Raw genomic sequence first — 13,604 nt, 5'->3', positions numbered from 1 at the left:
ATTTTAGCCGATTCAGACCAATCCCGCATCAAAAGAATGTAATTTCATCGCAATCTTCCTTTTCGTCAGAGAACTTAATTTCTGACTGCGCGTTCATTTCTGTTTACACACTTTATTTCTATCTGCGCAGATCGTTTTTTTCTGTGGCAAGTTTGAACCCTCAGGTTCACTTTTTCGCCAAGATGCTTATCTTTTGGACTTTTCCACAGTTTTCCACAAAAGCTGTGGATAACTTTGTGGATTTAAAACAACTTGACAACGCCTCTTGCCGTTATTCTAAGGCTTCTCTTTAAATTGATTACTTTTTGATCGATTTTATTTTAATTTAAAATCATACACTTAAGTGTGTCAAGCTGATCCAATTAAAAAAAATAAATATTTTTTTTGATTACTCTGTCAGCAATTAAGCTTGATTTTTTTCGACACTACTGTAAATGAATTTGTACAAAGCCTTTTCATCTGTGAGATTTTTGTTAAACTCCTCATAACTGTTTGGGGACAGCTTTTAGTGTATTCACAGCATGAACAATAAAATTAATGCCTTTTTACTGTATATTTTGGGGACTGCCAGCATCATGCCTTTGGCAACGACAACGCACGCAGGTCAAATTTATATGTATAAGGACAGCAATGGCAGTACCTTGCTGACCAACCGTAAAAGTGCAGATCGTTCACTGACAAAAGTAAAAGTCACATATTATCCAGACAGCAATATTCACAGTTATCGCAACTGGGGCAATTCCGAAGCGTCGGTATTGCCAAGTTATAGCCGCAATAAAAACGCCTTTGACCACATTATTCAGCAAGCAGCACAACAACACGGTGTTTCAGAAGGTCTAATTAAAGCGGTAATGCATACTGAATCGGGGTTTAATGTCAACGCCCGCTCGCCTGTCGGTGCGCAAGGTTTAATGCAGCTCATGCCTACGACAGCACGACGTTTTAATGTTAGCAATGCTTATGACCCGCATGAAAACATTATGGCGGGTGCAAAATACTTGGCTTGGTTACTCAAACGCTTTAATGGCAACACCACTTTAGCTTTGGCGGGCTATAACGCAGGCGAAGGCAATGTTGCAAAATACGGCGGCGTACCGCCTTTTCGTGAAACACAGGATTATGTACGTCGTGTGACCAGTCGCTATAACAACCTATATGCTAGCGGCGTTAGTGCAAGTTCTGGCAGTAACGCGATTACGGCAAATAACAATAGCAATACTCAGAGTCAAAATGCACAAGTGATTGCGCAGTCAGACAATTACACTGCCAGTAATCATCAAGTGGCGGCAAACAAACGTCCACAACGTCAAATTATTATGGCTGCCGATGGTCGCTTTACCGATGCACCTGCAGGTTCATACGCGACAGGGAATGCCACGGCTTCGGCACGTATTTTTATTTCAGAATAAAAGCTGCAGCACTTCATTTGAGCTTGCGGCAACGCAAGCCTTTTTGAAATGCCAATTGCAGTATCAGCGCAAAATATTTTTAGTACAGTTTTATTATTTTTTCTTGAATTTTTAATACATACACCGCATATTTACGGCATGGTTTATTAATAAATCAGATTACATTTTTAATATAAGAGGATTTACTCAATGATGCGGATTGGTTTGTTCTTGCTAACCAACCTCGCGGTACTGGTTGTAGCTGGCATAATTTTGTCACTCTTCGGTGTCGGTAGTTACCATGGCGCGGGTGGCTTAAACCTAGGCAACCTGTTGGTCATCTGTTTTGTCTTTGGTATGGTTGGCTCTTTAATTTCACTATTCATGTCTAAATGGATGGCGAAAAAAACAACTGGGACTGAATTAATTGACCCGAATGCCCCTCGTAACCAAGCTGAAGCGTGGTTATTAAATGAAGTTGCGCAATTGTCGCAGCGTGCTGGTATCAAAATGCCAGAAGTGGGTATTTTCCCTTCTTACCAATCGAATGCTTTTGCAACAGGTTGGAATAAAAACGATGCTTTAGTGGCTGTATCTACAGGGCTGCTTGAGCGTATGAACAAAGATGAATTACGTGCAGTTTTGGCACACGAAATTGGTCACGTTGCCAATGGTGACATGGTGACCTTGGCACTGATTCAAGGTGTGGTCAACGCATTCGTCATGTTCTTTGCCCGTGTTGCAGGTGACTTCATTGACCGTAACGTATTTGGTCGTGAAGATGGCGAAGCACCAGGCTTGGCTTATTTTGCAATTACCATTGTACTGGATATCGTATTTGGTATTTTGGCCTCTTCAATCGTGATGTGGTTCTCGCGTCAACGTGAATACCGTGCCGATGAAGCAGGTGCACGTTTGGCAGGTAAACAAGCCATGATTTCTGCATTATTACGCTTACAAGCAGAATCTGAAATGCCAGATGCAATGCCAAAAGAAATGAAAGCTTTTGCGATTTCTGCAGGTAAAGAAGAAGGTTTTAGCTTGGCAGCGTTATTCCAAACTCACCCAAGCATTGAACAACGTGTTGCAGCTTTACAGCAATTAAATTTACCTTAATACTGCTAGCAAGATATTGTAACAGCGACACCAAAAAGCTTCCTCAGGGAAGCTTTTTTCATGTCTGTAAATTAGATCTGCCAGATGGTTTTGTACTTTAAACAGGTTCATTTAAACAGCAAAACTTTGTGACCAGTGCCACAACCAACTTGCACCGAGCCATGCTGCCCAAATAAAGAAAATAAGAAAAATCACACCAAGCAAATCAGGCAAATGTAGCCACAGCCATGCCACTACAGGATTACGCCAAAATGCTGACTGCTGCTGTTTACGTTCCAATCGCTCATGTAAAAAAGGATGTACCACATGATGCTCACTGTGAATCTGATATTCTTCACGGATATGCGTATGCACTACATCTAAAGCTTTACGGCTTGGACGAATAAATACATCAAATACTGTGCCGACAATTGGCACAAAACCAACTACTGCATCCATCACAGCAAGTTTAATCACGGGAGTGAGTTTGGTTTGTGGTACACCAATTTGTTTGGCTTTATAAATCGCATAACAGGTCAGTGCAAAACCTGCGACATCCCCCGCGACAGGTACAGTGCCTAATGCGGCATCTGCTCCCACGCCCTGCTTGGTAAATGGAATACGCACCACAGAATCCATCATATTGGCAAACTTGGCTAAATCGCGCTCTAAGCGAATCACCTCTTGCTGGCTAAGTTTTTTTGAAGATGCAGGTTCTGGCATAGAAAACGTATCGTTGGGTAAATGCAATCTACTTGAGAATAAAGCAGTTTTTTACTCAGGTCTGTTATGATTTTATAAACAGAATTTTGATCAATGCAAAAAGTTTAAGATGAGGTCTTGAATAAGTCATCATCACCGACAGTGTTTAAAGTAACAACTGTGAAGCAATAAATAAGTACACCACCACGCCCGTTGCATCACAAATCGAGGTTACCAAAGGCGCTGAGGCACTGGCAGGGTCTAGTTTCAGGCGATGCAAAATAAAAGGCAAACTCATGCCAATTAAACAGCCCATCAGCACAATGCCCAGCATACTCAGTGCCAATACCACAGACACCATCATATCGCCACGGTAATAGCCTAAAATTGAAACCGCAAAAGCCATAGTTCCACCCAAACATAGCGCCACCAAACTTTCACGTCCGAGTAAATGCAGCCAATCTTTAAATTGCACATCACCTGTAGCCAGTGCCCGTACCATTAAGGTCGCAGACTGAGAACCCGCATTACCACCACTACCGACCAAAAGCGGCAAGAAAAAAACCAGTACAATATGTGCTGCAATAGTGTCTTCATAATGCGCAATGCCAATTCCAGACAATAAACTGCCAAATACCAAAATCACCAACCAAAACACACGTTTGCGATATAAAAATAAAATTGGCGCAGTTTTTATACTCATGCCAGGTGAAGACGCTACCGCACTTGATTTTAAAAAGTCTTCTGTAGTTTCTGCCTGTACCACGTCCATCGCATCATCATAGGTGACAATCCCCAGTAAATGCTGTGCATCATCTACAATCGGTAAGGCCAAAAAATCATAATGGCTGAGTTTTTGCGCGATACTTTCCTGATCTTCTGTCACTAAACCAGTGACTAAATCTGTGCGCATCACATTTTTAATTTTCTGTTCAGGCGGGTTTTGAATTATTTCTCTTAAAGAAATCACCCCCAATAGTTTCATCAGTTCATCGACAATATAAATCAGGTACAAAGTTTCCCGATCTGTGGTCATTCTGCGTAATTCATCTATGGCTTGCTGCATGTTCAGTTCTGGCGAGAGCACCACGAAATCCGAACTCATAATCGCGCCCGCAGATTCTTCAGGATAGCGCGCTAAAGTCTGAATCTGTGCGCGTTTTTCTTCCGTAATGTGTAAGCTGACAAAACGCTGTAAATGTGGAGAAAGTAACTTAAATAAGTCGGTGCGGTCATCTGAATGCATGGCTGAAATCAGTTTGACCAATTGCTGCGGTGCCATCGCCTCTGCAATTTGATGTTGCGAATGCAGTGGTAAAAACTCCATCACCAAGGCAGCACTGTCAATTTGTTCAATTAAACTCAGCTGTGCTTTCAGACTCAAGTGCTGCATTAAGTCGGCTAAATCGGCAGGGTTGATACCATCGATCAAGCTGCGCACTGTACTTGACTGATGTAATTGCAAGGCTTGTTCTAACTGTTCAGCGTGCAGATTGGTCATTAATCTCACCCACTCCATCATTCCAAAACGTAAAATGAAGAATGGGCAAAGTTTCTCAGCCCAAACCAACCCTTAAAAACCCGAAAATCTGTAGATTTATACAAGATTTTTAGCGTTTCATATCATAGCCTATAATTTTGCTAAGTGCCTAATAAAAAAAATCTTTAGTTTATGGGTGATGAACGATTCACTTGAAATATAGAACGAACCAGCACATACATAAACGGAATAAAAACAAGCACTAAAATTGTGCCAAAAATAACTCCACCTAAAACACTCACCCCAATTTCCTGACGGCTTGCTGCACCTGCACCAAAGGCAAATACTAGCGGCAAAATACCTGCACCAAATGCCAATGAGGTCATTAAAATAGGTCTGAGCCGTAAGCTTGCACCTTCTAAAGCGGCTTGAATCACCTGTTTGCCTTGTTGCTGCGCAGCCGAAGCAAACTCCACAATTAAAATGGCATTTTTACATGACAAACCAATGGTGGTAAGCAAGGCAATTTGGAAATAAATGTCGTTCGGGAAACCTGCCAAATAGCTGAAAATAATATTTCCACCAATTCCTAAAGGAATGGCACTCATCACGGCTGTTGGAATACTCCAACTTTCATACAAGGCAGCAAGGCATAAGAAAATAAACCCGATGGAAACCAAATACAGTAACAAAGCCTGATTGCTGGACTGATTTTCTTCAAAAGACAACCCACTCCATGCCAAGTCAATGCCCTGCTGCTGTGCCACCATCTGTTCTAAATCACGCATCGCCTGCCCTGAGCTATATCCTTCGGCAGTATCGGCTTCCATTTGCACGGCGCTATACCCCATAAAACGATTGACGACTTCTGGCCCACCGCTCCAACTGAGTTGAGCAAACTGGCTAAAAGGTACCATTTGATTTTGCTGACTGCGTACCGACCATTGATTCAAATCTTCAGGTTTACCACGAAATTCGGCATCACCCTGCATAATCACACGTTTAATTCGACCACGGTCAATAAAGTCGTTGATATAACTACCGCCCCAAGCTGCCGCTAAGGTACTGTTAATAGCCGTTTGATTTAAACCTGCTGCCATCGCCTGTTTCTGATCAATCGTGACGTTTAACTCCGCTTTTTCAGGATTGGCACGTTGATCTAAATTTTTAAAGCTTTGATATTGAGCGGCTTGCTGCTGTAAATTTTGAAATTGCTGAATTAAAAAATCGCGTCCTGTACCATTCACATCGCGCATCCAGAACTCTAAGCCATCGGTTTGCCCCAAACCACGAACTGCTGCGGGCATGCCAATGGTAATTTGTGCATTGGGATGCTGTCGAAAATGCTGCATGGCACGTTCACGAATAGCTTGTGCGGTATGCTGTTGCCCTTGACGCTCATCCCAATGTTTTAGCGCAATAAAACCCTGCCCTAAATTCTGCCCTGTTCCCGAAAAATTACGTCCATAACGAATCATCACCAAATCAACATTGTGGGCTTCATGCTGCATAAAGTATTCACGTATGCTTTCGCCCACTTCACGACTTTTAGACAACGGCGCACCTTCCTGTAATTTAAATTGCACCGACAACATGCCCTGATCTTCATTCGGGATAAAACTGGTAGGTAAGGCACGGTAAAACAAGGCAAACACCGTCAATAAACCTGCAAAAATAACCAGACACACCGCTTTATGCTGAATCGTCCAACCTGATAATTTGAGATAGTGTTGTTTTAAGCTTTCCAGTTTTTGATTAAACCAGATGGCCCATTGGGCTGGTTGTGAATTGGGTTTTAAAATCAAAGCACACAAAGCAGGCGTTAAAATTAAGGCCACACCTAAAGACAGCGCCATCGCAGTCACTAAGGTGATAGAAAACTGGCGATAAATTACTCCAGTCGAACCACCAAAAAATGCCATAGGAATAAATACTGCGGTCAAAACCAAGGTAATGCCGACCAAAGCACCGCTAATTTCCTGCATTGATGCGATGGATGCCTGTTTAGCCGAGAGCTGCTGTTCGTGCATTAAACGCTCGACGTTTTCCACCACGACAATCGCATCATCCACCAATAAACCAATGGCTAAGACCAAAGCGAATAATGTCAGCGTGTTAATACTCATGTCAAACAGTTGTAACACGGCCATGGTGCCTAAAATCACTACAGGCACGGTTACGGTAGGAATGAGCGTCGCGCGCCAGTTTTGTAAAAACAAGAACATCACAATGACGACTAAAATTACCGCTTCAATTAAAGTTTTCACCACTTCTTTAATTGATTCCTGCACGAAAGGTGTGTTATCGCGTGGATAGACAATTTGGTAACCTTCGGGCAATTGTTGTTTTAAATGCTCAATTTGTTTTTGAATTAAGGCTGAAGTTTGTAACGCATTGGCACCAGAAGATAATGAAATCCCCATCCCTGCCGATGGAAAACCATTAATGGTATTAAAGCTTTGATAATTTTCTGCACCAAGTTCAATACGTGCCACATCTTTTAAATAAACAAAGCCACCTGCCTGATCTGCTTTTAAAATAATATTTTCAAATTCTTCTACCGTTTTTAAGCGTGAACCTGAGGTGACTTTGGCATTGAGATATTGTTCTTGTGCTGTGGGTAATTCACCAATTGCCCCTGCTGCGACTTGGGTATTTTGTGCCAATACTGCAGCACGTACATCACTTGGCATGAGTGCGTATTGTTTTAACTTTAACGGATTCAGCCAAATCCGCATTGCATATTGTGCACCAAAAACATCGACCTCACCCACACCTTCAATGCGTGCCAACTCTTGCTCTAAATGACTCATCATATAGTCAGACAAGGCAATATTGCTGCTTTTGGCTGTGGCATCGTACAGCCCAATGACCATGTGGGTATCACCCAATGATTTAAAGACATTTACCCCCTGACGCTGTACATCTTCAGGTAAGCGGTTAATTGCGCCATTAATCGCATTTTGTACCTGGACTTGTGCGGTATCGGGGTTGGTACCATTTTCAAAGCTAATGCTGATTCGACTTCGTCCTGAAGAATCACTGCTAGAACTGAAATACAGCAAATGATCTAGCCCTTTAATTTGCTGCTCTAAGATTTGCGTTACACTTTCTTCAACTGTTTCAGCAGAAGCGCCCGTATAGGTCGCACTGACGGTAATACGTGGTGGTGCAATATCTGGATAGCGTTCTACAGGTAAATTTAATACTGAAAAAATCCCCAGTGCCATCACAATAATTGCGAGCACACCAGCGAAAATCGGACGTTCAATAAAAAATTTAGACAGCATAAAACAGGGTCACTTTTAGGTGGCAGTGTTGAATTTCAAATCGCGGAATCATCAACTTTTTGCATGCAACAAAACTTTTTAAACCGTAGTTCAAATTAACACAGCTCAATACAACTTCGATGACTGCACATCAAAAAATCTAGTTTTGTCACAAAAATGTTGATTGGTCTTCATTTTTCTCACAGATTTTTGTGTTTACCCTCCCAATTTTGGGATAGCTCCTAAACTCATCTAATTTCTATACTGCAGATATGACAATTTGAATAACAAGGAATTCGTAATGAAAAAAACTTTATTATGCTTAACTTTAGCAGGCTTACTGAGTGCATGTGGCGGTTCAGACAATGATTCTGGTAGTTCTGCTCCCCCACCTTCAAGCTCCCTAAAAACTGGGATACTGACCGATGGACCTGTGAGTGGCGCAACTTATACAATTAATGGTGTCTCTAAACGTACAAATGCTCAAGGGGAGTTTGAATATCAAGAAGGTGATGAAATCACTTTCTCTATCGGGAATATTGAAATTGGCACAGTAACTGGTGCTGATCGTATTACCCCTGTGGAGTTAGCCGATGATGTAACAACACGAACAAATTTACTTATTTTTTTACAATCTTTAGATTCTGAGGGTGATCATGACGATGGTATTCAAATCCCTGACTCAGTGAGTGAACTCGATGCAGACTCAATTGACTTCTCTAAACCAACAACAGAATTTATTACAAGCTTTCAACCTGTTCTACAAAAAATAGAAATTTTTAAAGATAAAGTCGTAGTTAGCTCAACAGAAGCACAAGCTAACTTTAACCAAACACTCCTCAAAGATATCGTTGGGGTTTGGTACGCAAAAAATGCTGAATCAGAAATCGTACTTCAAGTAACCTCAGACGGGAAATACCTGATTGGCGAACCTATTGTTAGCTCACCATCTAATAGTGCGAATGGCATGGAGTACGGTGAGTTATCGGTGAATGCTGTTGCTGGAGATTTAAGGGCGCAATCTTCAATTGATACAAATGAAGATTGGGGCTTAACTGATTCTGGAAAAACACGTGATATGAAAATATCATTTGATGGTACACAGTTAAAAATTTCTGAAGCTCAAAACCCTAATGAAAGTGCAACATTTACTAAAGTCCCTCAAAACAATTCGAGCATTGCAGGTGCTTGGAACTCAAGTTCAGGCAAGCAACTATTTGTTTTCAATCCGGATAATAATACCTATATCATGGTTGATGCTGTTGGGGACGATCAAGTGGAAGTTGGAGAAACACCTTGTGGTGGACCAGGTATCGAATATGGTAAATATCGTGTTCAAGATGGAAAGTTATTCGTAGATAATATCCTGATCGATACAAATGGCTGTGCAGGCTTATCTGACAATAGTGCAAGCTCAAGCTCAGGTCTACCAGTCACGGTTAATACGACATCACTAACACTCCACGAACCAAATGAAGGTACATTTATACTCACAAGACCCAATATAGAAGGTACTACCACAAGTAGCGCAAGCCAATTCTATAAAGATATTGCTGGAACTTGGGAAATTGGACGCACCAACACATCTGCTGTTTTATTACATATTTTACCCGATGGACGTTATGCGCTAGGTGAAGCAGATGAAGCTGATGTAACGGGGCAACCTGGTATTGAAACAGGACGACTAAATTGGAATGCTTTAACCTCAGCGCTGAGCCCTGTGATCTCAGTAGATACTAATGGAGACTACGGGCTTTCACATCCAGACAATGATGGTCATTACCGCCTAAGTTATAACGGTACAGATTTAGTGCTGACTGATGTAGGAAGTAATAGCACCTATATTTTAACTAAAGTCAAACAATCATCAGGTTTAGTCGGCACTTGGCAATTTAATCAAACTCATTTATTTGCTTTCTTTGACACAGGATTCTATTTCTTCTTAGACACTGAAGGCGATGATGATTGCGCTAACCCAGGTATTGAATATGGCAAATATTCAATGACAGCCAATACACTTGCCGCAACAGAAGTGTTATATGACACCAACGATTGCGGTGGCTTACAAGACTCTTCGGATGGCAGTAAAGTGAATGCAACTTATAGTATTTCAGGTACAAGCTTGATCTTACATCCTCAAGGTGAAGACCCTGTCACTCTACAACGTAGTAACTAAAATACTCAGAAGCAGCCTAAGCCCGACTTAGGCTGCTTTAACCAATATGCTCAAAATGAATGGTACAACCCATTAATAAATGCATGAGTTCAATTTGCGAGTTGCATTGGGTTTTTTCATAAATATTTTTAAAATAAGTGCGCACCGAACTGAGCGTAACTCCACAATGTTCCGCAATTTCTTCTAACTTACAACCATTCAACAACAACTCACACAGCTCAAACTCACGTTTAGACAATTGATAAGCTTGCTGCAAATAGGCTTTTGACAAAGCATAGTGCTGATGCTTATCGGTCAGAAATACCGCAATTTGATGTTGTCCTGCATCTTGATGCTGCATATTTTTTAATTTAGAAAAAGGTACGATAGTCAGCATTAATTGTTGTCCTTTCGCATCTGACGAAGCCAATACACCGCCTACATCTGCGTTTAAAGCCGACTGTCCCAACAACGCTGAATGTAATAATTGATCTAAACGATTTTGATCATAAGCATGGGTTTTTAAACGATTATACAAGTCCAAATCTAAACATGAATCGTGTTGCAGCATGCTTTGAGCTAAAGGGTTTGAATAAGTCAAATTCAGCTGATGATCAAGCAAAATCACACCTGTTTTTAAATGATCGAGCACGCTATACAAACTTAAATTTTCTTGTTTAACTAAACTAAACTGACGATGGATTTGTAAAGCACGGCGCAAATGCACACCCAAATGCTTTAAAAAATCCAACTCTTTTTGTTGATACGGCGCTGCATCAGGCGCACGGTGTAACCCTAAAACCGCCCAGCGATGTGATCCTTGATCAAGCAAAACAGCGGATATATAACTGATTCCCGTTGGATTCAAACAGCGTTCATAAAAGATATATTCATCACTTTCAGGGTTTTCCCCATAATGCGATAAATCCGAGCTCGCTACTTGCCCCACACCCGAATTTTCCCACAATACTCGGTGTAACTGCATGTCAATCACGCGAATCCGCTCATCACGATAGGCATGCAAAGCTTCATCTGGAATATTGTGACTAAATAAAAAATCGTAACTTGGACTAAATTGATCTAAGGCAGTAAAAATGGCGGTTTTACTGTCTGTATATTGAACAATTTTTTCAATTACTTGCGGCCATAAATTCACATCTACAGCGGCATCATAAATACTGCCTATAATTTCGTGTTCTCGGTTATCCATTTTTATCCCCTTTATGCCTACTCCAATCTGCATTACATTTATTTAATCATTTGTTTTTCTTATTGTTCTAAAAAGAATAATGAGTTTTATTCACAAAAAAAAGCATTTTAAATATCTATTTCACATTAAATTTCCCGATTGAACAGTGCTTTGCAATTTTCACAATAAAGGTTTTCTTTTATACAACTTTATTGAATAAACAATAAAAAAACCCCGTATTAAAAATACGAGGTTTTTTTGAACTTTATGGAAGATGATGTATTACATCATGCCGCCCATACCACCCATTCCGCCCATGTCAGGCATTGCTGGTTTTTCTTCTGGGATTTCAGTGATCATACATTCAGTCGTCAACATTAAGCCCGCAACAGATGCAGCATGCTCAAGCGCAGAACGTGTTACTTTTGCAGGGTCAAGAATACCCATTTCAAGCATATCGCCATATTCAGAAGTTGCAGCGTTATAACCGTAGTTACCTTCACCGCTCTTCACTGCATTGATCACTACAGATGGCTCATCGCCTGCGTTTGCCACAATTTGACGAAGAGGCGCTTCAATTGCACGACGTAAAATGTTAATTCCGACATTTTGATCGTCATTTGCACCAGTTACACCGTCAAGTGCTTTCGCTGCGCGTACTAACGCAACACCACCACCTGCAACAACACCTTCTTCAACCGCAGCACGAGTTGCGTGAAGTGCGTCATCTACACGGTCTTTTTTCTCTTTCATTTCAACTTCAGTTGCCGCACCAATTTTGATCACTGCAACACCGCCCGCTAACTTAGCAACACGTTCCTGAAGTTTTTCTTTGTCGTATTCTGAAGTTGATTCTTCAATTTGCGCACGGATTTGTTGTACACGCTCAGCAATTTGACCTGCATTACCTGCACCATCCACAATCACGGTGTTTTCTTTAGATACTGTTACTTTGTGTGCAGTACCCAAGTGCTCTAGTGAAGTTTGCTCCAAAGACATACCAATTTCTTCAGAAATCACAGTTGCACCTGTCAAGATTGCGATATCTTGAAGCATTGCTTTACGACGGTCACCAAAACCAGGTGCTTTCACCGCACATACTTTAATAATGCCGCGCATGTTGTTTACAACAAGTGTTGCTAACGCTTCGCCTTCTACATCTTCAGCGATAATCAATAATGGCTTACCTGTTTTCGCAACTGCTTCTAAAACTGTGATTAATTCACGAATGTTGCCCACTTTTTTGTCTACCAACAAAATGAATGGGTTTTCAAGTTCAGCAGTTAAAGTATCTTGTTTGTTTGCAAAGTATGGTGAGATATAACCACGATCAAACTGCATACCTTCTACAACGTCTAGTGAGTCTTCAAAGCCTGAACCTTCTTCAACGGTAATCACGCCTTCTTTGCCCACACGCTCCATTGCTTCTGCAATTAACTTACCTACAGTCGTATCAGAGTTAGCAGAAATCGAACCAACTTGTTCAATCGCTTTAGTATCTGATGCAGGTTTAGCCGTCGCTTTAATGTTTTCAACCACTGCTTTTACAGCAATGTCGATACCACGTTTCAAATCCATTGGGTTCATGCCCGCAGTTACAGATTTGATGCCTTCATTTAAAATGGCTTGTGCAAGTACAGTTGCAGTTGTTGTACCGTCACCTGCGATGTCGTTGGTTTTACTTGACACTTCACGAACCAACTGTGCACCCATGTTTTCAAATTTATCTTTTAGGGTGATTTCTTTAGCAACAGATACACCATCTTTAGTGATGTGCGGTGCGCCAAAAGAACGGTCGATCACTACGTTACGACCTTTAGGGCCTAAAGTTACTTTTACTGCATCTGCAAGGATGTTTACGCCTGCAATCATTTTTGTGCGGGCTGAATCACCAAATTTTACGTCTTTAGCTGACATGTTTGACTCCAAATATCTTTAAATAATGTTCAAATTGACTTTGAATAACGAGTGCTGAAATTAGCCTTCAAGTACCGCTAGAATGTCAGACTCTTTCATAATAAGAAGTTCTTCACCGTCTACTTTAACTGTGGTGCCTGCATACGTACCAAACAAGACTTTGTCGCCCACTTTAACGTCTAAAGCGCGCACGCCATTGTCTGTGATTTGACCATTACCTACTGCAATCACTTCACCTTGAGCTGGTTTTTCTGCAGCAGAACCTGGAAGCAAAATACCGCCAGCTGTTTTTGTTTCTTCTTCAACACGACGAATAACTACGCGGTCATGTAATGGACGAATGTTGCTCATAAATAACTCCATCAGACTAAGTCTATGTATAGATTCCTGATGACGACTTATTTATTCC

Annotated in this window: 9 protein-coding genes; 3 read left to right on the top strand and 6 right to left on the bottom strand. The window is 41.2% G+C overall.

Features of this window, described 5'->3' with window-relative positions:
- The first annotated feature begins 521 nt into the window (after window positions 1-521).
- Window positions 522-1,409, top strand: coding sequence for a lytic transglycosylase domain-containing protein (locus FTU66_RS00835; protein ID WP_218949268.1), 888 nt, complete (start codon window positions 522-524; stop codon window positions 1,407-1,409).
- A 189-nt stretch (window positions 1,410-1,598) separates the two neighbouring features.
- Window positions 1,599-2,504 carry a protease HtpX gene (gene htpX / locus FTU66_RS00830; RefSeq protein ID WP_004972117.1) on the top strand — a complete coding sequence of 302 codons (906 nt, stop codon included), beginning with the start codon at window positions 1,599-1,601 and terminating at the stop codon, window positions 2,502-2,504.
- Window positions 2,505-2,615: 111 nt separating this feature from the next.
- Here the strand turns inward: htpX and FTU66_RS00825 are convergent, their stop codons facing one another.
- From FTU66_RS00825 to FTU66_RS00815, 3 genes are all read right to left on the bottom strand, one after another.
- Window positions 2,616-3,206 carry a DUF4112 domain-containing protein gene (locus FTU66_RS00825; protein ID WP_004972119.1) on the bottom strand — a complete coding sequence of 197 codons (591 nt, stop codon included), beginning with the start codon at window positions 3,204-3,206 and terminating at the stop codon, window positions 2,616-2,618.
- Between the two features lie 145 nt (window positions 3,207-3,351).
- On the bottom strand, window positions 3,352-4,686 hold the full coding sequence (mgtE, locus tag FTU66_RS00820; RefSeq protein WP_179988559.1) for a magnesium transporter: 1,335 nt from the start codon (window positions 4,684-4,686) through the stop codon (window positions 3,352-3,354).
- Window positions 4,687-4,850: 164 nt separating this feature from the next.
- Window positions 4,851-7,955, bottom strand: a complete 3,105-nt coding sequence (locus tag FTU66_RS00815) for a multidrug efflux RND transporter permease subunit (protein WP_180112169.1) — start codon at window positions 7,953-7,955, stop codon at window positions 4,851-4,853.
- Window positions 7,956-8,235: 280 nt separating this feature from the next.
- On the opposite strand from FTU66_RS00815, the gene FTU66_RS13575 reads away from it, so the two are divergent.
- On the top strand, window positions 8,236-10,110 hold the full coding sequence (locus FTU66_RS13575) for a hypothetical protein (protein WP_257222027.1): 1,875 nt from the start codon (window positions 8,236-8,238) through the stop codon (window positions 10,108-10,110).
- A gap of 37 nt (window positions 10,111-10,147) precedes the next feature.
- Here the strand turns inward: FTU66_RS13575 and FTU66_RS00805 are convergent, their stop codons facing one another.
- The 3 genes from FTU66_RS00805 to groES form a co-directional block, all read right to left on the bottom strand.
- Window positions 10,148-11,299, bottom strand: a complete 1,152-nt coding sequence (locus FTU66_RS00805; RefSeq protein ID WP_180112168.1) for a helix-turn-helix transcriptional regulator — start codon at window positions 11,297-11,299, stop codon at window positions 10,148-10,150.
- 261 nt (window positions 11,300-11,560) lie between these two features.
- Window positions 11,561-13,195: a chaperonin GroEL gene (gene groL, locus FTU66_RS00800; RefSeq protein ID WP_168418833.1), complete on the bottom strand. Its 1,635-nt coding sequence runs from the start codon at window positions 13,193-13,195 to the stop codon at window positions 11,561-11,563.
- A 60-nt stretch (window positions 13,196-13,255) separates the two neighbouring features.
- Entirely contained in the window at window positions 13,256-13,546 is a 291-nt protein-coding gene (gene groES, locus FTU66_RS00795; protein WP_004972131.1) for a co-chaperone GroES, read from the bottom strand.
- Between the last annotated feature and the right edge of the window lie 58 nt (window positions 13,547-13,604).

This window comes from Acinetobacter sp. YH12131, from assembly GCF_013418635.1.
Lineage (GTDB): Bacteria > Pseudomonadota > Gammaproteobacteria > Pseudomonadales > Moraxellaceae > Acinetobacter > Acinetobacter towneri.
Note: the sequence above shows the minus strand (reverse complement) of the source record. Positions and strands in the feature narration are given on the sequence as shown.